Genomic DNA, 21605 nt, shown 5'->3' with positions numbered 1-21605 from the left:
TTCCCTGCTTTTTACGATGTAATCGTTATTTTCTTTCGCGTAAGGTAAGCGGTAAAATGAAAATATACTGTGAGTTTGCTGTTTAATCAAAAACATTTTGAAATTCAGAGGTATGGTTTATGGAGAATCGAGATGACTTGAAATTTAGAGCAAGAAGCGCAAGCAGGGTTATACTCATTGGCCTAGTATGTAATGTTCTTTTGATGGTTTTTAAGGTTGTGGTGGGGGTACGGGCGAAAAGCAGTGCTTTGGTGGCCGATGGGGTAAACTCTTTGTCTGATTCCATAACGGACGCTGTCGCCTTGCTTAGTTTTTTTGCGGCGGGTAGGCCCAGAGATGATAGCCATGACTTTGGACACGCAAAATTTGAGACTTTGGCAACCTTGATAATAGGCATTTTTTTAATTATCGCTGCGACATTTATACTTTGGAAAAGTGGTCGCAAGATAACGTCAGTTATTATGGGATACCCTCTTGAAAGCATTAGAGCTGTTGCATTGGTGCCCGCGGCGTTAACCGTGATAATTAAAGAATTGTTATATGTCCATACCAATAAAATGGCCCAGGAGCTTGACAGTAGCTCGCTGAAACTTAAGGCGTGGGATCATAGAAGCGATGTTTTTCTCGCTTGCGGGACTCTTTTAGGAATCGCAGGAGCCGCTTTTTTTGGTGAAAAATGGCGTGTTCTTGATCCCATAACAGCGGTTATCTTGGGAGCCATCATTTTAAAATTGGCAATTCCATTAACTCTTGAAAGCTTAAACGAATTGCTCGAAGCATCTCTTACCGAGCACGAGGAGAAGGATATTCTTAAGATGATATGGAGTATTCCTGAGATAAGAGGGATTCACGATTTGAGGACACGACGTCTGGGTCCGCACATTGCCGTAAGCGTTCACATCATGCTCGAAGGAAATATGCCGCTCTCTAGGGCACACGATATAACGATTCAGCTAGAACGAGATTTCAAAAGGCGCTTTGGACCCCACAGCATCATAACAATACATATGGAGCCGGCTGACGTAGGGAGGTTGTCTAAAAGTTACCCTAGACTTGAGGAAGGCGATAAAGAAGTTGAGAAGCCGCCAGAGGACAACAGAAAAGGAGACTAGTTCTCCTTTTCTGTTGATGATTTAGAAGTTCTAAACTTTAGTCGAATAGTTTTGATGCCTCGGTGTTATTTTTCATTTGGGGTTTAGAATGGCTCGAAACCCATTTCTGCCATGAAATCCCTGTGCAATTGTTTAACTTGCTCCTCGATGATTCTCATGTGCTCTGCTTCCCAATTTGCTAACATGTTTAAGACTTTCTTTCCATCTGGATGTTCTATCTTCTCCGAGGCTTTTTTGTAGAAGTTGTTAAAATCACGTTCTAAAGTAAGTGCCATGCGAAGCACGCTTATGTCGGACACATCAGCAACGCGCGACGCTTGAAGTTCTCCTTCTGTCCAAGGTTTTCTCAAAATCTCCTGGGCAGACTCCTCGTCCATTTCTGTGGCAGCAGCTGGGTCCCATTTGCCAACGCTTTGAATTTTTTTAAGCTGATCATCAATGAAATTGCAATGGGATAACTCCCAATCTGCAAGGTGAGCGATCAGTGATTTGTTCGTCGGATCGGCAACTCGATCTTTGACAAGAAGGTAAAAATCCCTCGCTTCATTTTCCATCTTTAAGGCAAACTCAAGGATTTTTCTTTCCATTTTTACTCCGGCCCCCCTTTTTAAAAAGTTCGAAGCTACTCAATTATACACCACGGTTCAATTAAAAGTCATGTTAATAGTATAACTTGCAAAAATTGCGTAGAGTTTTATATTCCCCTGATTTTGGAAGTTATGATTAGCTTAAGCGTGCATTGCGTGACTTTTTAGCGTATTTTATGTTAACCTCCTGCTCTTAGGAAGCGCAATCTAAACTTCTTCATAAAATCTTCCAATTTATCATCCTTTACGTTTATCTTGACGTAAAGGGAAGAAAAGTTCATGGCACCAAGTTTTACCTCCCAGGGCTCGCTCACACAAGCTTTCCAAAAAGGACCTTCAAAAGTGCCCGGTTTTGTTTCTATACCCCCAATTTGACGAAACCACTCAATAAATTCCTCCCTTTTTATCGTCCTCATTTCAAGAAGCACTTCTTTGCTCATGTTAATTGCGCCACCTCACGCCATGCTTAGGGATGTTGCCCGGGTAACCCTATATACCTAGGAAAGATGTCTTTACCTGCTCATTTTCCAGAAGCTCTTCAGAGTTGCCGCTCAACGTGATCCGACCGTTTTCTAAGACATATCCGCGATCGGATATGGCCAATGCCTCTGAAACGTTTTGCTCCGTAAGCAGCATGCTGATACCTGAGTCCTTCAATGCTTTTAATGTTTCAAATACGCTGGATACAAGTTTTGGCATGAGCCCCATGGAAACTTCGTCAACCAAGAGTAGTTTGGGCTTTGACACTAATGCCCTTCCAATCGCTAGCATTTGTCTTTCTCCGCCGCTTAAAGTGCCCGCCTTTTGGGTTAGCCTTTCCTTCAAGACCGGGAATAGCGAGTAAATCATATCAAGCCGTTTTCTCACGTTCAACTCATTTTTACAAAGGCTTGCTATTAGTTTTAAGTTATCCTCAACGGTTAAATCTGGGAAAACTCTGCCTCCCTCGGGGATATAGGCGATGCCCATTTTTGCTCTCTCCCATGGATGTTTTTTAGAAATATCGTGTCCTAAAAAGTTTATGCATCCCTTTCGTAAGGGTACTATGCCCATTATCCCCTTTATTAAGGTGCTTTTTCCTGCTCCATTGGCTCCTACTAAAGAAACGATTTCACCCTCGCCGACACAAAGTGAAATGCCCCATAAGACCTTTATGCGACCATAAGCTATCTCCACATCTTGAAGGTTAAGAAGCATGTTTACCACCCTTCCGGCCAAGGTATACCTCAATTACAAGGGGATCGTTTGCGACATCGGAAGGAGAACCCTCCGCTATTTTCCTTCCTCTATGAAGTACCACTATTCTGTCGCTCAAATTCATTACGAAACTCATAGTATGCTCTATAAGTATGATAGGAATACCTTTTTCTCTAATTTCCCTTATTAGCTCTGAAAGCTCATTTCTCTCCTGGTTATTCAATCCAGCTGCGGGTTCATCCAGCAACAACAACGATGGATCCGTTGCCAAAGCTCTGCCAATTTCAAGCTTCCTTAACAAACCTATAGGCAAAGAAGAAGTCAATCGATCTTTACAATCATAAAGCCCAATCAGATTGATTATCTCGCGTGCTTTTTGGAGGATTTCCTTTTTTCTGCAATTTTGGAATAAAGACGAAATTGATCCGTGTAATTTACATCCTAATCCCACAAGTATGTTTTCCTCGACAGTCAATAGTCCAAAGGGCTTGGCTATTTGGAACGTACGGGCTATTCCCAATTTCGCTCTCTTAAACGCGGGTAAAGATGTAATGTTTATGCCCCTAAATACTATTTCTCCTTCGTTGGGCATTAAAAGGCCGCTTATGACGTTTAAAAGTGTAGTCTTACCGGCACCATTCGGTCCGATTAATCCTAAAATTTCCGTCTCATTTAGGGTCATATCAACACCATCAACCGCTTTTAACCCCTCAAAGTGCTTTTTAACATCTTTTAAAGACAAGACATTCTTATCTACAAAATTCCTTGGTTTTCCGCTTTCTTTTTCGTGAGTTTGGAGAAGCATCTATCAAGCAATCCTCCTCTTCCTAACATGCCATTCGGTTGTAAAATGACGATCATCGTGAGCAGCGCTCCGTAAACTAACATTCTATAATTTTCTATGAACCTGAAGCATTCGGGCAATAAGTACAAAAAGAAGGCTCCAAATATTGCTCCCCTTATAGTTCCAAGACCTCCGAATACCAACATGGATAAAAAGAGCACCGACATCTCGAAGGAAAAATTTCTGGGGAATACCGATCCTATGCTATGTGCCCAAAGAACACCGGCTAAGCCAGTAAAGGTTGAACTTAAAGCAAATGCGTATATTTTATAAAGAGCAGTATTGATACCAAGGGATTGAGCAGCCTCTTCGTCCTCTCCCGTGGCTTCCATGGCAAGCCTTCCCCAAGTTTTTGAAAAAAGATAGCTGACGCAAAGGGCTAACATGAGGAAAAACACAGTGATCGTGAAATATCCCGACGTGCTTATGGGACGACCCCAAAGTGTGGGCATCGTAATCCCTATGATACCCATGGCGCCACCGAAAAAATCGAAGTACTCGGTTATTCCCATTACGATAAAATTGAGCCCTATAGTGGTCAAGACAAGGAAATCGTCAGAGACACGAAGGCTCGGCAGTCCCATGATAACCCCTATTGCCATAGATAAAGCTATGGACAAGGGGAGAGCACTCCAGAAGGTTAGTCCGGCTTTGGTAACTAAAAGCGCCTGCGTGTAGGCGCCTATGGCGAAAAACGCAGCATGTCCTAACGATACCTGCTTTGTATAACCTGTTAAAATGTTTAAACCCAAGATCAGGATTGCGTATATACTGGCAAAGGTGCAAATGGAAAGAATATATCCGAAAGTCATAGCATCATCTCCCAAACAATCCTTTTGGCTTGAACATTAGCACTAGGACCATCACTAAGAATGCTATTGCTTCCCGTGGCAAATTAAAAAGAGGGACCATCCCGAGCAAGCTTTCTGCAACTGCCAAAAGAATACCTGCAATGGCTGCTCCTGGAATGCTGCCAAAACCCCCAAGCACCACGACGACAAAAGCTTTATAGGAAACCATAGCACCCATCGTTGGAAAGACCGAATTTCGATACAAAGCCATTAAAACTCCTGCAGATCCTGCCAAGGCTGAACCTATCATGAAATTAACTGCTATGATGAGATTCACGTTTATGCCCGATGAAGCGGCCAGTTCCATATCTTGGGTGCACGCCCGCCACATCATCCCAAGATTAGTATTATTTATGACCAAGTACAAACATAAAAAAGCACCTATCATAAAAGTTATTATTAGCATTTGTGTCTCTGTTATCCTTAAATGAGAGTGCGTTAGGGATAGAAACTTAAAACTCGCATTAAAGGGGTATGGATACGGTCCCGCTAACAACCTGAATATTTCTTGTGACGCTATAAAAACTCCCGCGCCAGCAATTAGAGGCACATATCTTGGCGCAGTAAGCACAGGGTTGTAAATTATCCTATACATTAATGTCCCGATCAAGGCAGAGAATATGGCACCAAATATCAAAGAAAGCCATAAGGATGAGGAAAAATGATATAAACAATAAAGTCCGATGTAAGCTCCTAAAGTGTAAAGAGCAGCGTGTGCCACATGAATGATCCTCAAAAGGCCGTAGACCATGTTAAGGCCTACGGCCATAAGCGCGTAGGAACATCCCAAAACGATTGCATCTACTAAGACTTGGAGCATTTATTTCCCCTCGGACGGCGGATTAAGATAAATGACCTCAGGCTCATAATATCTGTAAAAATACCTAAATTGATTGTTTAAAACGATCTGAATATCCATTGGCCTTATAGCAGACCTGTTTTGGAACATTAGTATTGGTCCTGTTGAGCAGTCCTCGAAATTCTCAATTGTATCCCAATATTCAATTATCTTGTTCGCATCGGTTCCAACTTTATTTAGGATGTGGGAAACTAACATAACTGCGTCGAAAGCAGAGGCTCCGACCATATCCGCGTCTATATTTGTCCGCTCCTTGTAATTTTTGAGGAAGTATTGAGTCATTGGCCTATCGCTGTCTCTGTTTAGGTCAGTCGTTATAAATACTCCATTAGCTGTTGCTCCTGCCAGTTCGATGAACTTTGGAGAATCGTATCCCTCATCGCCCATCAGCCAGCACTTTAATCCGATTTCCCTTGCTTGAGGTACAATGTTTGCAGCTTCGTTATAATATCCGGGCGCATAGATCAAATCGGGATCGGCTGCCTTGATGGCATTTAGGTAATTTCTAAACTCGGTCTCCCCTAAGGGGTATTTTTTTCATATACTATTTGAGCGCCAAGCTTAATTGCGGTTTCCTTCAAAGCTTCGGCGAGAGATACTCCGAAATCGTTGTTCATGATAAGTAGGGCGATGCGCTTTGCCCCAAGCTCTCTTACTGCGAAATATCCGCCAGTTCTGCCTTGAATGGGAGCGGCCATTCCAATTCTGTGACAATATTCTCCTGCCTCGACTATACTGGGATGTACTGCATAAGTGGAAGTGAAAGGTACTTTAGCTTGCTGGCAAATGACTGCTGCTGCACGACTTGGCGAAGAATAGGAACCGCTTATCATTACTGCAACCTTGTCATTTTCGATTAGCTTTCGCGTTAACGCCGAAGCTTGGTCAGGCTGACAGGCATCGTCATAGGATACGAGTTCCAATTTTTTCCCTTTAATTCCGCCATGTTCATTGACATAATCAACGGCTAGTTTTGCGCTTTCCAGTGAGCTATATCCATCGGCAGCTGCAAAACCGGTCAAAGGCGCTATAAAACCTACTTTGACGGTCTCTTGAGCGTAAGCACTAATGGATAATAGCCCGCAAATAGAAATAATTGCTATAGCAGCTATACTGAAAAATCTTCTCATTTTACCCACCTCTTTGACCTGAGATTTAAATTATTAATAAATCTTACATCGCATTAGTTAATACAACAACAAAAAAGGGGGGCTGACCCCCCTTTTTAAAATCTTCCCTACACTCCCAGTAGGGTCTCGATTTCTTCTTCGTGATGCATTTCCTCGCCCATGATATGGCGAATGACATGGAAAGTGACAGGATCTTTAACTTCTGTTTGTAGAAAGTTTATAATGTTGGCATAGACCTCTATGGCTCCCTGTTCTGCCACGTGGACCGACTTTAATATTCCAACGTAATCGGATCTATCTTCGGGTATTTCTATCTTCGGGTAATTTGCGTTTTTAGTTATAGCGTCCCAGTCATCTATGGGTTCTCCTCCAAGTTGGATAATGCGTTCGGCTAATTCTTCTGAGTGTTCTAATTCTTCCTTGGCAATTTCTTCCAGCTGATCAGCTACAGTTTTAGCGTGAATTCCTTTGACCAAAATAGCTGCCGTCTTGTAATAAAAATAGGCTATTAGCTCATCGGCATAAGCTTTATTTAGCAACTCTATCAGCTTATCAACATGTTCTCCAACTAACTCTCTTGTCTTTTGTGCCATTTACGCTCCCTCCTTTGAGAAGTTTTTGATGATTTTACAGGACTATTCTAACTTAAATATCCCGTTTGAACAATAAGCTATTCTCAGCAGACAAATTAGGAGCATGATAATTTACAAACCGGGGGGGCTTGTGAAAGTTTGTACCATAAAGCACGCAACTGCTATATAGCGAATAGTTAACCTATGGCAATCTCACGACAGAGAGCTATTGAAAACCGCACAAAAATATCTGCCAAGATGGAAAAGCTACTATAGTTTTAAGTACTTAAATGCCAATCACGAGCCATAGTGCTGCCATTTTCACACAGGCGCTGTATAGAATCGGCAAATAGTGGTATACTATGTAAAATAAAAAATAGATGATGAGAGATTTGAGAGATAAATCGTTAATGTGATATGCAGATAAACAATCTGCGGGGAGGTTTTGAAAGATGAGTGTTGTAAGAGCTGGAGTCAAATATGTATTTCGCTTTGACGAGGGTAATGCCGGCATGGTAGCCCTTCTTGGCGGTAAGGGAGCAAATTTAGCTGAAATGAAGATGCTGGGCTTGCCAGTGCCAAATGGGTTCATCATTTCTACGGAGGCCTGTCGTGCTTACATGAAAGAAGGTTCAAAGTGGCTTGATGTCTTATGGCCCAAGGTTATTGAGCACATGCACTATCTTGAGCACATCAGTGGAAAAATTTTCGGTGGCAGCGAAAATCCACTTTTGGTATCAGTTCGTTCGGGAGCGCCCGTTTCGATGCCCGGGATGATGGATACCATATTAAATCTCGGTTTAAATGACAAAACTGTCAAGGCCCTAGCTGATAATTCTAAAGATTTGCGATTTGCCTATGATTGCTACAGAAGGTTTATCCAGATGTTCGCAAATGTAGTTTTAGACATCGAACTTGATGCCTTTGAAGATGCTTTACACGAAGTTAAACAAAGGCTGGATGTTACATACGATTACCAGATACCTGCAGAAGAGCTACAAGAAATGGTGAGTAAATTTAAGGGCATTGTGAAAGAAAAAGTGGGAAAGCCCTTCCCTCAAGATCCCTGGGTTCAGTTAAAAATGGCCATAGAAGCGGTGTTTAAAAGCTGGAATAATAAAAGGGCTGTCACATATAGAAAGATCGCCAATATACCGGACGACTTGGGGACCGCGGTGACAGTTATGGAAATGGTCTTTGGAAACTTGGGTGAAGATTGCGGCACGGGGGTTCTTTTCACCCGCAATCCCTCGACTGGTGAGAAAAAACTTTTCGGAGAATTTTTGATCAATGCTCAAGGAGAAGATGTGGTGGCTGGCATAAGGACGCCACAGCCTATTTCATTGCTTAAAGAAGTCAATTTGGAGCTTTATAATGAACTTGCAAGGGTGGCTGAACTGCTTGAAAAGCACTTTAGAGATATGCAGGATATTGAATTTACAGTAGAAAGGGGTAAGCTTTTCATTCTGCAGACGAGAAGCGGAAAGCGCACGGCAAAAGCAGCAGTAAAGGTTGCCGCCGATATGGTAAACGAGGGCATTATTGACGAGCAAACTGCTGTGACCAGGGTAACTCCAAAGGAAATAGAACAGTTGCTTCACCGCCAGGTTGATCCGTCCGTTCAGTTGTGTCCCATCGCTAATGGCATCGCTGCATCGCCCGGAGCTGCCGTTGGCAAGGTAGTTTTTGATGTGGATGAAGCGGAAGAGCGCGGCAAAAAGGGGGAACCGATAATACTTGTAAGGCCCGAGACGACGCCTGAAGATATTCACGGCCTTTCAAGGGCAGTTGGACTACTTACCAGTAGAGGTGGTCAAACAAGTCACGCTGCTCTCGTTGCCCGTTCGTTGGGAATACCTTGTATAGTAGGTTGTGAGGCTATAAGCATTGATATGATCGATGAAAGGTTTACAATTGGAGAGCATGTCGTCAATAAAGATACCGTCATCACGATTGATGGCACAAGCGGAAATATTTATTTAGGCGAAGCGCCATTGGTCGAGCCTTCCTTGCACGAGAAATACCTTCATGAATTTCTGAAAATGGCCGATAAATTCGCCAGATTACAAGTATGGGCTAATTCCGATACCCCCGAAGAGGCAAGACAGGCGCGGGAGCTTGGAGCCAAGGGAATAGGGTTGTGTCGAACGGAACATATGTTCCGAGAGGCCGACTGCCTACTCATTATGCAACAAGTCATCATTGCTGAACAGAAAGAAGATAGGGTAGATGCTTTAGATAAGCTTGTGAAACTGCAAAAGGGCGATTTCATGGAAATTTTCAAGGTGATGTCCGGACTCCCCGTCATTGTTAGGCTGCTGGATCCTCCATTAAATGAATTTTTGCCCAAAGAACATGAAGTGACCAAAAAGCTTGATCTTCTTCGGGCGGAAGGAAAGGGAGAATCCGACGAGGCAAAAAAACTTGAACTCCTTTTAAAGAGGGCTGAAGCATTGAAAGAAAGCAATCCCATGTTAGGCTTTAGGGGCTGTCGTGTGGGGGTGTTGTATCCTGAAATATACGAAGCTCAGGTAAAGGCCATTGCTGAGGCTGCATGCGAACTAGTTAAGCAGGGAATTGACGTGAACGTGAAGATAATGGTTCCTTTAGTGGCAACAGGGCAAGAGATGTGTATGCTTCGTGCAAATATAGAGAAGGTAGTTGCCGAAACAGCAGGATTCTTTGGAATGAATTTGCATTGCAAAATAGGGACCATGATTGAGCTCCCCAGAGCGGCGATCGTTGCCGATGAGATTGCCGAGTATGCCGATTTCTTCAGTTTCGGCACCAACGATCTTACTCAAACGACTCTTGGCGTATCCCGCGATGATGCAGAGGGTAGATTTTTAGCTGCTTATGTACAGTTAGGGATATTTATGGACGACCCATTCCGGACTATAGACCGCAAAGGCGTAGGGACGTTGATGAAGATAGCGGTTGAAGGGGGCAGAGGCGTCAAAAAAGATCTCGAACTTGGCATATGTGGCGAACATGGCGGGGATCCCTCCAGTATCGCCTTTTGTAACTCTGTAGGGCTCGATTATGTTAGCTGTTCGTCCATGCGTATACCTGTAGCGCGTCTGTCCGCTGCACATGCGTCATTGGGATTATTAAATTAAAGTTTCAAGTTTAGATCGTAGCGCGGATCTAAGCACGAAAAGGGTTTAATGTCGATAACAGGGGTGCCGTCTATTGCCTCCAATCCTACAAGATCCAGGTCCAAGCCATTGAGGGCAATTAGACGGCATCTGTTTGTTCCTATGGAGTTTGGCCTTGTAGGGGAACATGTGGCAAATACCCCTCGTAAGGGCTTCGAGGTGTCTCCTCGCGGGTGCACTAAAAGATGAGCTTTTCCGATGTTCAAATGAAATAAAAAGAGGACCAAAATATCTTTTCCTTCCTCGAGGCCAAGCAGTCCTTCCGCAAATTCAGGATATATCTTTATGGTGCATCTGATGTTGTGAAATAAGTCAGGACTGATGGGCTCTTTGATCGGTGAAACAACTTCGCCTATAGGTACTATCTCCCATCGATCGTACATTTGTGTCATGACCTTCCTAATTCGCTTGATCTTACTTTTTCTAAAAATTCCATGTTTCGCCTTTGTTGGTATTCTTCGGGGCTAAACTTGCGTTTCGGAGTATAAGCTTCTCGTAGTAATGGCGAGGAAATCAGGTAATCAGCGGTTGATCTGTTGCAAGCCGTTGGTATATTGTAAACGACGGCTATTCTAAGGAGTGCCCGTACGTCCGGATCGTGAGGGTGTATGTTTAAGGGATCCCAAAAGAATATCAATATATCGATTAAACCTTCAGCGATCCGAGCACCTAATTGCTGATCCCCGCCTAACGGTCCCGATTTAAATTTAAAAAGCGTAACACCTAGCTCCTTTTCCAGCAAAAACCCCGTCGTGCCCGTCGAATAGAGATCGTGTTCTATTAATGTTCCTTTATTGTAAACTGCCCACTCTATCATATCTGCCTTCATGCTATCATGGGCAACCAAGGCGATCCGCTTTCTCTCCATACTCCCCAGCTCCTTTTTGTGCTTTCATAATATAAAATGCTACATAATGTAAAATGCTATAATCACCCTTGGGTGATGTCAAGTGTGTATAAATGGCGGCAAAAAACTTCAAGAGATATTAATACTTTTATACTCTACAGCAAAATGGGGAATACTTTCTGTCATGGCAGGGCTTGTCGTAGGTGGGGCCGTCTCACTTTTTTTGTATCTCTTGGAAAATTCTATCGCCTTTGTCAGTGGATTGCCTTCATGGCGTTTTTCCCTTCTTCCCCTAGGGCTTCTTATAAGTGCTTTTTTGATCAAAAAGTTGGCTCCTGAGGCAGAAGGGCATGGCACCGAAAAGGTAATAGAGGCAATTCACTTTAAGCAAGGGTTAATCCCTTTGAGGGTAGTTCCGGTAAAGCTTGTAGCAACTGTAGTTACTTTGGCATCTGGCGGATCGGTAGGCGAGGAGGGGCCCTCCGTTCAAATTGGAGGCGGGCTTATGTCATGGATAGCCCAGATCCTTCGCCTTGATGTCTACGACAGGAAAAAGTTGGTAGTCTGTGGCATATCGGCCGGCTTTTCGGCGGTTCTTGGAACTCCAATTTCGGGTGCTGTATTTGGAGTCGAGGTGTTATATGTAGGGCAAATGCTTTATGACGTGTTGTTGCCTTCGTTTATAAGCGGCATTATTGCGAGAATTGTTGCTTCAAGTTTTGGCGTTCCAAGTTTGACTGGTAAAATTATTGCCATATCCTTAGATTGGAAAGTAGTATTATTATCGATTCTTGCCGGTGTTTTCTTTGGATTGGTTTCAATCATGCATGTTGAGATGCTGCATTATGTTGAAAGTAAATTTAAAGGAATCAATGTATTGTGGTGGAAGAAACCCATTTTGGGCGGTTTTATACTTTTGATTGTCGTTTTAGTTTTTGGGACCAGGTACTTAGGTCTAGGTACAGATACAATATACGATGTTTTGTCCGGAGGCCAGGTTCCCTTATTTGCTTTCATCTTGAAATCATTTGCCATGGCAGTGACGCTTTCTTGTGGAGGAAGCGGAGGAGTTCTCACCCCTACGCTTTTCGTGGGAGCCACGGCGGGATCAACTTTGGCACGATTAATTGGAATGGATTCGGCTTTATTTGGCACAATGGGCTTAGCGGCAGTGCTGGCGGGCGCTGCGAACACACCTATAACTACTAGCATTATGGCCATGGAATTAATGGGCCCTCAAGCAACGCCCTTGGCTGCCATTGCTTGTGTCGTTTCTTTCGTCGTTAGCGGACATAGGAGTATATACCCGACACAAATTTTATCTAGGCCTAAATCGAAGGTTTTTGAGGTTTCGCCTCTTTCGTGGGGGCAAAATTTATTTAAAGTGAAACTTCTTTCTTCCAAACTTTTTTTCGCACGATACATGAGAGCTTTAAGGCTTAAACGAAAAGGATAAAGTATTTACGCTATTACGCGATTTTAAACCTTAATATTAACCGATAAGCTATAAAGGGAGATGAAGTAGCGATGAAGACAAATCTTTATTATGACGGTTGCGATTACGTAGGATTGGCACTGAAATATGGCACTCCTTTGTATGTATTTTCTAAAAGCATGATCGAGGGACGTTGCAGTGAAATAAGAGAAAAATTCCTAAAGCGCTATGAAGGTTCCCGTGCTTATTACGCAGGTAAGGCTTTTTTAACGCTTGCTATGTGTCAAATAGTAGAAAAAGAAGGCTTAGGCCTTGATGTGGTCTCTGGTGGGGAGCTCCATCTGGCTCTGAAGGCCCACTTTCCGCCTGAAAGGATAATCTTTCATGGCAACAACAAGACTCGCCAAGAAATCGAAATAGCGGTGGATCAAGGCGTAGGCAGAATAGCGGTAGATTGGGAAGGCGAAATAGATATCATAGACAAAGCAGCGGGCCTGAAGGGCAAGCGGACTTCAATTTTGCTCAGGGTTACTCCCGAAGTGGAAGCTCTAACCCATAAATACATACGAACCGGCCACAGGGGATCGAAGTTTGGGATTCCCTTGGAACGCATTCCCTATGTGGTCAAAAAGTCACTTTCATTGCAGAACCTAAATTTAATGGGCTTTCATTTTCATCTGGGATCGCAAATAGAAGATTACCGCCCATATATCGAGTCCGTAGATGTGATCACTAAGGTTATGAGCGATTTGCGTGACGACTTTGGTTTTATAACAAAAGAGCTTGACATAGGCGGTGGCTTTGGGGTTGAAGGTTTCGAAAAGACTACGTCGAAGCCGATATCCTATTTTGTAGATCCGATTATGGAGAGGATTAAGGCGAGGTGTTCGGAGTTTGAATTGCCCATGCCCTCTGTTGCCATTGAGCCGGGCAGATGGATCGTTAGCGAAGCGGGCATTACCTTGTATACGATAGGAGCCATAAAGGAAATACCAGGCTCAGTTACCTATGTAAGCGTCGATGGAGGAATGTCAGATAATCCAAGGCCTGCTTTATATGACGCGAAGTATTATGCGGAAGTGGCAAACAAGATGGGGCGGTCAAAGGATAAGATAATTACCGTGGTTGGCAGATGTTGCGAGAGCGGCGACATTTTAATAGAGGGCCTTGCTGTTCCAAGCGATGTGAAGCCTGGCGATATTTTAGCAGTCTTCAATACTGGAGCTTATAATTACTCTATGGCAAGCAACTATAATATGCTTCCGAAGCCTGCCGTTGTTTTTGTCGATAAAGGGAAAGACATATTAGTGGTCGAGAGAGAAACACACGATGATCTGCTGGCTAAACAAAAGTTCATCTTTAATGTATAGGAAATTGTTGTACAAAACTCAAGTTTCTGGTTTTATCGGCAAACTGATCGTCGGGCACGCTTTGTAGATTGGTGGAAAAAGGGGGAATTGCAGTGCTTTTTGGATATAACGGCAAAGTGCTGCACGTTGATCTTTCGTCCGGAGATTTTGACGTTGAAGATATATATGAAGAATTTTATCGCACTTACATGGGCGGTTCCGGGCTAATTGGTTATTATCTGGTAAAAATGCTAAAACCTGGCATAGATCCTTTCAGCCCAGATAACGTGTTAGTCTTTGCCCCCGGCGTGATGACTGGTGCCCCTTTGGGAGGTATGTGCAGATTCGCAGTCGGGGCTAAATCCCCATTGACATGCGCCTTTGGACAGTCCGAAGCCGGAGGTTTTTGGGGGCCGGAATTAAAACGTGCAGGCTTTGATGCCATCGTCATCAAAGGCAAAGCAAGCAAGCCGGTTTACATTTACATAAATGATGGAGATGTGAAAATATGCGACGCCGATCATCTGTGGGGAAAAAAGACCGGCGAAGTTCAAGATATTATAAGAGCCGAGCATAACGATCCAGCAATACGCGTTGCGCAGATAGGACCTGGCGGAGAAAATCTGGTCAGGTTTGCTTGCATAACGAATGAGCTGAAGCATTTTAACGGGAGAAACGGCTTAGGTGCGGTTATGGGTTCCAAGAATCTGAAGGCAATTGCTGTTCGCGGCAAAAGGCAGATTCCCGTAGCGGATCGCCAACTTATGTCAGAAATATCCAAGGAATTTGGTGCGACTGTGATGGAAAGTCCTTTGACCAGGGGACTTTACGAAAACGGCACGGCTGCAGCTGTTTTGGGAAACAGCGCTGCAGGGATTTTGCCGACCAAAAACTTTCACTACGGCGAATTTGACCGTGCCGAATCAATCTCCGCTAAAGCGATGAACGAAAAGATATTAGTCGCAAGGGAGGGTTGTTACGCCTGTCCCGTAAGATGCAAGCGGGCGGTTAAATCCGAGCGTTACTCCGTAGAGCCTCGTTTTGGAGGGCCTGAATACGAGACGTTAGCATCCTTTGGATCTCTGTGCCTAATTGACGACATCGAAGCAATAGCCAAGGCAAATCAAATGTGTAACGAATACACCCTTGATACCATAAGCACGGGGATGACCATAGCTTTTGCGATGGAGTGTTTCGAGGCCAATATATTGACCAAGGAAGATACTGACGGTATAGAGTTGGTCTTTGGCAACAAAGAGGCGCTTCTTACCACGATAGAAAAGATAGCAAAAAGAGAAGGCTTCGGCAACGTTTTAGCTGAAGGGAGTAAAAGAGCTTCGGAGATCATAGGAAGGGGATCGGAACGGTTTGTTTTAACCGTAAAGGGGCAAGAACTTCCAATGCACGATCCCAGGGGGAAATATTCCGTTGGACTAGCTTATGCTCTCTCTGAAAAGGGTGCAGATCATATGGTTGCCGCCCACGATACAATGATAGCTTCAAAGGATCAATTTAGTTTTAAGGAGATAATGCCCTTGGGGATACTTGAGCCGGAAAAACCCACCAAATTTTCTCCCTTAAAGGTCCGGACCTTTGCCTATCTTTCGATGTGGTGGAGCTTTTTTAACGCCGCGGGCATATGCGATTTCGTCCCAGTGCCAAGAAGTTCGATGTCTATAGATGATGTAATCAATGCTTTGAATGCTTTTACAGGATGGAAGACGAGCGTATTTGAAGTCATGAAAGTAGGAGAACGGGCTTTAGCATTGGCCAGGATTTTTAATGCGAGGGAAGGTTTCGATGCTAAAGATGATATTGTTCCGGAAAGATTACATGGCCCTCTTAAAAATGGCGCCCTTAAGGGCAGTTTTCTCCCTAAAGAAGATTTTATGCAAGCTTTGCAGCTTTACTATGGCATGATGGGTTGGACAGAAAATGGAATTCCGACCAAAGAAAAATTGTTGGAGTTAGGGCTTGAGTGGTTGGTCGAAGGGTAATGGCTAAAGTGATCATATTCAAGGGCAATAAATTAATCGAACGCGAGATAAAGTTGGATTCTCCTTTCCCCTTGGGGGATTTGTTGGATAAAATTGACGTTTCAAGGGAAGAAGTGGGGTTTGCAATTTGTAAATCAGATTTTATCTCCATGGATGATTTGGTGAACCCCGATGATGAGGTACGAATTTTTCCTCCTTTAGGGGGAGGTTAAAAAGATTATGCTGCCAAATACACTTTATATTAAAAAGGGCTTTGAGAAAAGCATTTATGACGGACATCCCTGGATTTATAAAAACGCCATAAACAGAATCAGGGGTAAATTTACACCTGGGGATTTAGTGGAAATTAAGGATTGGCGGGGGAAGTTTTTGGGCATAGGATACGCAAATCCCGCTTCTTACATCACTGCGCGCGTGCTCACCAGAGAGCAGGAAAACATCGATGAGGGCTTTTGGCACAAGAGGCTCAAAAGAGCTTTAGATTTCAGGAGGAAGATCGGCGTTAACACCGTAGATGCCTATAGGCTAGTATTCAGCGAAGCGGACTTTTTGCCTGGTTTAATTATCGATAAATTTGGCGATTATATTGTCATGCAAGTTTTAACCCTTGGCATGGAAAGAGTCAAAGATACGATCGTAAAAATCTTGATCGATTTGTTTCCCGTGAAAGGTATATACCAGAAAAACGATGCAGCCGTTAGAGCCTTTGAAGGGTTAAGTTTGGAGGATAGCATCATTTTTGGTGAAGTACCAGAGAAGGTAGTAATTGAAGAAAATGACGTAAAGTTTTGCGTGAATATAGCTGGAGGACAAAAAACCGGTCATTTTTTAGACCAGCGTTGCAATAGGATCCTTTTAAAAGGGATAGCTCAAGGAGCAAACGTCCTGGACGCCTTTTGTTATACGGGAGGTTTTGGCCTCAACGCCGCAAAATTTGGTGCTAAAAGCGTTTTAGGTGTTGATGTGTCCGAGGAAGCCATAAAGACGGCAAGTCACAATGCAAAGATGAATGAAGTCGATGAAATTTGTGAGTACGAAGTAGCTAACGTCTTCGATAGATTGAGGGAGCTTGAAAAAGAAGGTCAACAGTTTGACGTAGTTGTTTTAGATCCGCCTGCTTTTACAAAGAGCAAAAAGGCAGTTGAAGGAGCCCTTAGAGGATATAAGGAGATAAACTTGCGGGCCATGAAGATCGTAAAAGACGGCTGCTTCCTTTTGACCTGTTCGTGCTCTCATCACATCTCATGGGATCTTTTTGAAGGCGTCATCTTTGAAGCAGCAAAAGATGCACATAAAACCCTTCGTACCATAGCCAGAGGGGGACAACCTCCCGATCATCCTATACTATTGGGCTTCGATGAATCTTTATATCTCAAATGCCTTTTATTGGAAGTATCATAGGCTTTGATCTTTAAGCCCAAATGGTTTTAGTTTTCATCTTGCGGTTCTTTTAAGATTGCAGCTTTTTCCTTTTTCCTTATGATGGAGACGAAACATAAGCTTGCAAGGGGCAGAGCGCCAACTACTACCAAAGCACAAGTAAGGCCAAGATGATCGCCGATGATGCCCAACGGTGGAATTAGCAAACTGCCCAGTCCCCATGCAAAACCCATGACTATGGAGCTTGCCATGGCCCGAGAATGAGGCATCCATTCCTGAGAGATAGCGCCCGTTATGGGAGTAGTAGCCTCGATGCAAGCCGCGCCCAACGTGAAAAGCAACACTGATAGGACGCCTTTCGTCAAAGCAGCCGGGATGAGCAAAGCGCCTCCCATGGCCATGCATAAAAAAATTATTTTAGCCTTGCTGGTGCGGTCAGCAATATAACCTCCCAAAAGGGGCGATATCGATCTTGCTATCATTATGATAAATAATACTTTGCCAACGTCTCCAATTGTTCCCCCCTTGGCCGCAATTGCGATAGGCATGAAGAATTGGATCCCTTGGATCGAGGTGTCTCGTATCACGGCAACGGATAGGGGGGCAAAGGTAGTTTTCATGGAATGCAGTATAAACTTTAGCCCCTTTGTCTCGACAGAGCTTTGATATGCATGCTTGCCTGGTATGGTGGGCAGGAACTTAAAGACGAGCATCGCGTATAGTAAGACCGGAATGGACGTCATTATGGGCAAGAAAGCCTCACCCAACCTTTGATAAAGATAAGCTCCGTAAAGCGGGCTTAGAGCACTTGCCAATATCCCTCCCACCGAGAAGATGGAAAAGGCAAAGGATAAGTTTTGCGAAGTGGTTAAATGGCCGACCGAACCTTGACCCTGTGGATGAAAAGTAGCACTTCCTATAGCCCACAGCCCGACAAAGAAAAAAGCCAAAGCATAACTGGGCGACGAGGGTATCAGCGAAGCGCCAAGAGCTGCGAGGATGGGTCCTATAAGTATCATTAGGGGACGCGACGTTTGATCCGAAGCATAGCCCAGCAAGGGCTGCATAAACGAATTAATTATGCCTGATAGGAACGTTAACATACTTGCCTGAGTGATGGATAGTCCCAAATTCATCATTAAGATGGGAGTAAAAGTTGGCAAGAAAGCGGCGTGCACGTCATTTATAAAGTGCCCTATGGTAAGTATAGCAAGTCCCTTGTGAGTATTTGTCTTTGAGTTTTCAGCCTCCAAAGTCGCAACCCCCCATACATTAGATATGTTATTATTCAAGTGTAACATACCAAATAAGACTATTTAGTCCAAGGGGGTATAAAAAATGCCAGTAATCATTGTAAATGGTCCGGCTTTAAGTTTAGAGAAAAAAAGAGAATTGATTAAAGGCCTTACAGAAGTAGCAAGCAGGGTTATGAATGTGCCCGAGGAAGCCTTCGTTGTTTTGGTCAACGAAAATCCGCAGGAAAATGTGGGGGTTGGCGGGATACTTTTGGCCGATAGAAAACAAAGTTGTGAGGAATCAATCGAGGTAAAACCAAAAAGAAGCGGATGCCGCAAGCGCAAGACCGAAGTTTGACGATGTGGTGTTTGCACATGAACCATTGCCCTTGGTCATAAAAAATTAATGAAAAGCAGGAAAATACGTGCGGATCATTCGATGTCTCATCGAATGATCCGCACGTATTTTTTATTGAAAAAGCGGCATAGGGTTAACAGCATGCCCTAAAAGGTATAATCCAAAGTGCAAGTGGGGACCTGTTGCCCTTCCAGTTTGTCCAGAGTGACCTATTATTTCGCCTTTTTCAACATACTGAGCCTCTTTGACGCCTATATTAGACAAATGCATGTAGCAAGAAATGATGCCGTTCCCGTGATCGACGTATATGCTTTTCCCGCCGAAGTAGTGATCTCCCACAAGAATGACGACCCCACTCGCGACGCAATGCACCGGTGTTCCCAAGGCTGCCCTGAAATCAACTCCTCGATGAGGACTTCCGGGATTGCCGTTATATATTCGCTTTAATCCGTATTGGGATGTGATTGCCCCGTTGACCGGACGTGTCAACGGCAGTTTCCAATATCGCTCATTCGTTATGGTGTTAATGGCATTGGCAACTAATTTAGCTTCTTCTTGTATTCTTTTTAAGGTTTCTTTTGGTGGTGTTACCATGACTTGCGGTAGTCTTAGTTCCTGTGTCGGATAAGACTTTGATTTTACCTTCACATTATGTTTTAACGTCCAATATCTTTCCCTTTCGTAATATTTTACTATTAGCTCGTAAATGCCAGGTTTAACTTCCCTAACGTCAGTTCCCAGAAGCATCCATGCCTCATGTCTGTCATTGGTGTATATCACCTTTAAAGGGACCTGGCGATTCAGCCAAGTTATGGTGACGTCAGACAGAGCATAAGGCGAGACAAGGCGCATGAGGAAAGGTTCTCCCAAATTTGCATCGTAAGTGCATTTGAGCTCAGCAGCCCAAGCGGCAGGTATATGCAGAAGAAGGATCAACAAAACGATCCAGGTTAGCATAATGACTCGTAATTGCTTGATCAAATACCATCACCTCATCGAATGAAGTTTATGAAGTTTGTCGTTTTCATGACAAACATGATAGCATAAATGATGTATTGATTGAAATTTGCGTCTATTAACATTAAGATTCTTTTTAATAGAAGGGTTTCTTTAAATGCTAAAGCGTGAAAACTCATCCCTGGTCTGGTAAATGTCCTACCTGAAGAAAACCCTAAATGCCAACTATAGAAGCAGTTTTGTCTTTAAAATCAGTGTAGCGTGTTGACCCACAAATATGGTATTATTGTTTAGAAATGATTGAGCAGTTTTTGTATCAGGACAAAGGAGGGAAGCAGCATGGGAAGTGCGAGAGTGTCCATAGTTAAGGCAAGCGGAATAAAGGGAAATGGGGAATTTATGGGCGGCAAATTTGTTAGATATGACGAAGATGTCGCAGCTATAAAGACAGCCGTTAAAAAGGCCATTGAGCTTTCAGTTGGCAGTATAGATGCCATCATAAAACCTGGCGATAGGGTACTAGTCAAACCAAATTTGGCTTTCCAGGCACCTCCCGAAAGTTTTGCTGTGGTGGATCCCAGAACGGTCGAAGCTGTGGTAGCTTTTCTGAAGGAAGAATCAAAAGCTGCCGAAGTGTGGGTGGGCGATAATCCATCGCTAGGCTTACATGTTGGCAAAGCTAAGCCTGCGTTCAAGGAATCGGGGATGGAAGAAGCCGCGTTGCGTGGCGGGGCAGATCGAGTGATATATTTCGACGAAGAATCAACCGTAGTTGTGGAAATTCCAGAAGGAAAGGTATTCAAAAAGGCAGAGGTATTTCGCCCTGTTTTAGAGGCCGACGTTGTCATCAATTTGCCAAAGATGAAAGTTCATGTTGGCGGGACTGTGACCCTTGGTATCAAAAACTGGAACGGCATTGTTCCTAATAGACATCCAAGCGGACAACAGCAGGGTGCCCACAGAATAGACTTGGGACAAAAGCTTGCTGATATGCTGCGAATTAGGAAAGCGGATCTCACTATCATCGATGGGATTATCGGCATGGAGGGCCAAGGACCGCACGCAGGCACGCCTATTGAGATGAACCTGATAATAGCAGGTAAAGATACGGTAGCTGTGGACACTGTTACTTCGTATATCATGGGCTTTGAACCCGGCGAAATTCCTGCGGTTCGGATAGCGGCTACGGAAGGGCTTGGGGTCGGCGATTTGGCGTCCATTGAGGTCGTGGGCGAAAAACTGGAGGCTGTTAGGAAATTCTTTAAACGTGCTAACGATAACCCTGTTGGAGTATACAAAGGTTTAACGGTAATAATTCAGCAAACCTGCCCTGGTTGTTATGTATACCTTCGTGGAGCTCTCGATTCCTTCAAGAACACAGGGATTGACGTGGAAAAGATGGTTGCAGAAAAAGGCGAATGCGTCTTCATTGCAGGTGGAGTGCCCGACTTCGATCCACTTTATGCAGAAGGCAAAAACCTTTTTGTCCTAGGTGATTGCTGGAAATACTTCCCCTCGAAAGAAAAGGTCGAAGAAGCCATGAGGCTCGCGAAAAAAGTATTTACCTATCCTGGTTGCGCTCCGGTTTATGTTTTCTCCAAAGTTAATACTGATCTTCAAGCTTTTGCTGAAGGGAAGGTTTAGAGATTAAATGGCTCAAGCAAGTTTGCTTGAGCCATTTAATGATTCACATACAAGCATCGTGTCCTTTATTCCTATTTTGATAGAGAAGGTAGA

The 21605-nt window shown here is 43.8% G+C and carries 20 protein-coding genes and 1 pseudogene; 9 read left to right on the top strand and 12 right to left on the bottom strand.

The annotated features are described in order from the left end of the window. The first annotated feature begins 119 nt into the window (after positions 1–119). A complete protein-coding gene (locus AC5SXE_RS01960; protein ID WP_493916448.1) occupies positions 120–1112 on the top strand; it encodes a cation diffusion facilitator family transporter in 993 nt (330 codons plus the stop codon). A gap of 83 nt (positions 1113–1195) precedes the next feature. Here the strand turns inward: AC5SXE_RS01960 and AC5SXE_RS01955 are convergent, their stop codons facing one another. The 8 genes and pseudogenes from AC5SXE_RS01955 to AC5SXE_RS01920 all read right to left on the bottom strand — a co-directional run bounded on the left by AC5SXE_RS01955 (position 1196) and on the right by AC5SXE_RS01920 (position 7173). Then, entirely contained in the window at positions 1196–1699 is a 504-nt protein-coding gene (locus AC5SXE_RS01955) for a ferritin family protein (protein ID WP_310848538.1), read from the bottom strand. Between the two features lie 179 nt (positions 1700–1878). Beyond that, a complete protein-coding gene (locus AC5SXE_RS01950; RefSeq protein WP_310848540.1) occupies positions 1879–2139 on the bottom strand; it encodes a MoaD-like domain-containing protein in 261 nt (86 codons plus the stop codon). A gap of 49 nt (positions 2140–2188) precedes the next feature. Continuing rightward, the gene (locus AC5SXE_RS01945; protein ID WP_493916447.1) at positions 2189–2917 is read right to left on the bottom strand and encodes an ABC transporter ATP-binding protein; all 729 of its coding nucleotides are present in this window, start codon (positions 2915–2917) and stop codon (positions 2189–2191) included. Next, positions 2886–3701, bottom strand: a complete 816-nt coding sequence (locus AC5SXE_RS01940) for an ABC transporter ATP-binding protein (protein ID WP_493916446.1) — start codon at positions 3699–3701, stop codon at positions 2886–2888. The genes AC5SXE_RS01945 and AC5SXE_RS01940 overlap by 32 nt, the downstream gene beginning before the upstream one ends. Beyond that, complete coding sequence (locus tag AC5SXE_RS01935; RefSeq protein WP_310848546.1) at positions 3650–4552, bottom strand: branched-chain amino acid ABC transporter permease; 903 nt, start codon at positions 4550–4552, stop codon at positions 3650–3652. Before AC5SXE_RS01935 ends, AC5SXE_RS01940 begins: the two co-directional genes overlap by 52 nt. Positions 4553–4556: 4 nt before the next feature. Continuing rightward, positions 4557–5411 (bottom strand): branched-chain amino acid ABC transporter permease, encoded by an 855-nt coding sequence (locus tag AC5SXE_RS01930; RefSeq protein ID WP_310848548.1) that lies wholly within the window; start codon positions 5409–5411, stop codon positions 4557–4559. Continuing rightward, positions 5412–6580: pseudogene (locus AC5SXE_RS01925) on the bottom strand (ABC transporter substrate-binding protein). It abuts the gene before it with no gap. Between the two features lie 107 nt (positions 6581–6687). After that, positions 6688–7173 (bottom strand): ferritin-like domain-containing protein, encoded by a 486-nt coding sequence (locus tag AC5SXE_RS01920; RefSeq protein WP_493916445.1) that lies wholly within the window; start codon positions 7171–7173, stop codon positions 6688–6690. A gap of 431 nt (positions 7174–7604) precedes the next feature. Between AC5SXE_RS01920 and ppdK the strand changes: the two genes are divergently transcribed. Further along, positions 7605–10271, top strand: a complete 2667-nt coding sequence (ppdK, locus tag AC5SXE_RS01915) for a pyruvate, phosphate dikinase (RefSeq protein WP_493916444.1) — start codon at positions 7605–7607, stop codon at positions 10269–10271. Here ppdK and tsaA read toward each other — a convergent pair. Together tsaA and AC5SXE_RS01905 are read right to left on the bottom strand one after the other, a co-directional pair. After that, positions 10268–10693: a tRNA (N6-threonylcarbamoyladenosine(37)-N6)-methyltransferase TrmO gene (gene tsaA / locus AC5SXE_RS01910; protein WP_493916443.1), complete on the bottom strand. Its 426-nt coding sequence runs from the start codon at positions 10691–10693 to the stop codon at positions 10268–10270. The two genes, ppdK and tsaA, sit on opposite strands and share 4 nt — an antisense overlap. Before the next feature lie 5 nt (positions 10694–10698). Then, positions 10699–11178, bottom strand: coding sequence for a methylglyoxal synthase (locus AC5SXE_RS01905; RefSeq protein WP_310848560.1), 480 nt, complete (start codon positions 11176–11178; stop codon positions 10699–10701). 82 nt (positions 11179–11260) lie between these two features. On the opposite strand from AC5SXE_RS01905, the gene AC5SXE_RS01900 reads away from it, so the two are divergent. From AC5SXE_RS01900 to AC5SXE_RS01880, 5 genes are all read left to right on the top strand, one after another. After that, positions 11261–12613, top strand: a complete 1353-nt coding sequence (locus AC5SXE_RS01900; protein WP_493916442.1) for a chloride channel protein — start codon at positions 11261–11263, stop codon at positions 12611–12613. A 71-nt stretch (positions 12614–12684) separates the two neighbouring features. Beyond that, complete coding sequence (gene lysA, locus AC5SXE_RS01895; RefSeq protein WP_493916441.1) at positions 12685–13962, top strand: diaminopimelate decarboxylase; 1278 nt, start codon at positions 12685–12687, stop codon at positions 13960–13962. A 92-nt stretch (positions 13963–14054) separates the two neighbouring features. Beyond that, a complete protein-coding gene (locus AC5SXE_RS01890; RefSeq protein ID WP_493916440.1) occupies positions 14055–15938 on the top strand; it encodes an aldehyde ferredoxin oxidoreductase family protein in 1884 nt (627 codons plus the stop codon). Further along, complete coding sequence (locus AC5SXE_RS01885; RefSeq protein WP_303882317.1) at positions 15920–16150, top strand: MoaD/ThiS family protein; 231 nt, start codon at positions 15920–15922, stop codon at positions 16148–16150. The genes AC5SXE_RS01890 and AC5SXE_RS01885 overlap by 19 nt, the downstream gene beginning before the upstream one ends. 7 nt (positions 16151–16157) lie before the next feature. Then, on the top strand, positions 16158–17339 hold the full coding sequence (locus AC5SXE_RS01880; RefSeq protein WP_493916439.1) for a class I SAM-dependent rRNA methyltransferase: 1182 nt from the start codon (positions 16158–16160) through the stop codon (positions 17337–17339). A gap of 26 nt (positions 17340–17365) precedes the next feature. Here the strand turns inward: AC5SXE_RS01880 and AC5SXE_RS01875 are convergent, their stop codons facing one another. Beyond that, positions 17366–18571 (bottom strand): MFS transporter, encoded by a 1206-nt coding sequence (locus AC5SXE_RS01875; RefSeq protein ID WP_493916438.1) that lies wholly within the window; start codon positions 18569–18571, stop codon positions 17366–17368. A gap of 85 nt (positions 18572–18656) precedes the next feature. On the opposite strand from AC5SXE_RS01875, the gene dmpI reads away from it, so the two are divergent. Beyond that, positions 18657–18911 carry a 4-oxalocrotonate tautomerase DmpI gene (gene dmpI / locus AC5SXE_RS01870; protein WP_493916437.1) on the top strand — a complete coding sequence of 85 codons (255 nt, stop codon included), beginning with the start codon at positions 18657–18659 and terminating at the stop codon, positions 18909–18911. Between the two features lie 111 nt (positions 18912–19022). On the opposite strand, the gene AC5SXE_RS01865 is transcribed toward dmpI, so the two are convergent. After that, positions 19023–19892 carry a M23 family metallopeptidase gene (locus AC5SXE_RS01865; protein WP_493916436.1) on the bottom strand — a complete coding sequence of 290 codons (870 nt, stop codon included), beginning with the start codon at positions 19890–19892 and terminating at the stop codon, positions 19023–19025. A gap of 315 nt (positions 19893–20207) precedes the next feature. Here AC5SXE_RS01865 and AC5SXE_RS01860 point away from each other — a divergent pair, with 315 nt between their 5' ends. Continuing rightward, positions 20208–21512: a DUF362 domain-containing protein gene (locus AC5SXE_RS01860; RefSeq protein WP_493916435.1), complete on the top strand. Its 1305-nt coding sequence runs from the start codon at positions 20208–20210 to the stop codon at positions 21510–21512. Positions 21513–21605: the final 93 nt, after the last annotated feature.

The organism is Acetomicrobium sp. (assembly GCF_059026225.1).
Note: the sequence above shows the minus strand (reverse complement) of the source record. Positions and strands in the feature narration are given on the sequence as shown.

Bases quoted from the DNA above. Each gene is read 5' to 3' on its own strand.
- dmpI (WP_493916437.1), top strand. From the start codon at position 18,657: ATGCCAGTAATCATTGTAAATGGTCCGGCTTTAAGTTTAGAGAAAAAA.
- AC5SXE_RS01920 (WP_493916445.1), bottom strand. From the start codon at position 7,173: ATGGCACAAAAGACAAGAGAGTTAGTTGGAGAACATGTTGATAAGCTG.
- AC5SXE_RS01880 (WP_493916439.1), top strand. From the start codon at position 16,158: ATGCTGCCAAATACACTTTATATTAAAAAGGGCTTTGAGAAAAGCATT.
- AC5SXE_RS01950 (WP_310848540.1), bottom strand. From the start codon at position 2,139: ATGAGCAAAGAAGTGCTTCTTGAAATGAGGACGATAAAAAGGGAGGAA.
- lysA (WP_493916441.1), top strand. From the start codon at position 12,685: ATGAAGACAAATCTTTATTATGACGGTTGCGATTACGTAGGATTGGCA.
- AC5SXE_RS01935 (WP_310848546.1), bottom strand. From the start codon at position 4,552: ATGACTTTCGGATATATTCTTTCCATTTGCACCTTTGCCAGTATATAC.
- AC5SXE_RS01930 (WP_310848548.1), bottom strand. From the start codon at position 5,411: ATGCTCCAAGTCTTAGTAGATGCAATCGTTTTGGGATGTTCCTACGCG.
- AC5SXE_RS01960 (WP_493916448.1), top strand. From the start codon at position 120: ATGGAGAATCGAGATGACTTGAAATTTAGAGCAAGAAGCGCAAGCAGG.
- AC5SXE_RS01905 (WP_310848560.1), bottom strand. From the start codon at position 11,178: ATGGAGAGAAAGCGGATCGCCTTGGTTGCCCATGATAGCATGAAGGCA.
- AC5SXE_RS01940 (WP_493916446.1), bottom strand. From the start codon at position 3,701: ATGCTTCTCCAAACTCACGAAAAAGAAAGCGGAAAACCAAGGAATTTT.
- AC5SXE_RS01860 (WP_493916435.1), top strand. From the start codon at position 20,208: ATGGGAAGTGCGAGAGTGTCCATAGTTAAGGCAAGCGGAATAAAGGGA.
- ppdK (WP_493916444.1), top strand. From the start codon at position 7,605: ATGAGTGTTGTAAGAGCTGGAGTCAAATATGTATTTCGCTTTGACGAG.
- tsaA (WP_493916443.1), bottom strand. From the start codon at position 10,693: ATGTACGATCGATGGGAGATAGTACCTATAGGCGAAGTTGTTTCACCG.
- AC5SXE_RS01955 (WP_310848538.1), bottom strand. From the start codon at position 1,699: ATGGAAAGAAAAATCCTTGAGTTTGCCTTAAAGATGGAAAATGAAGCG.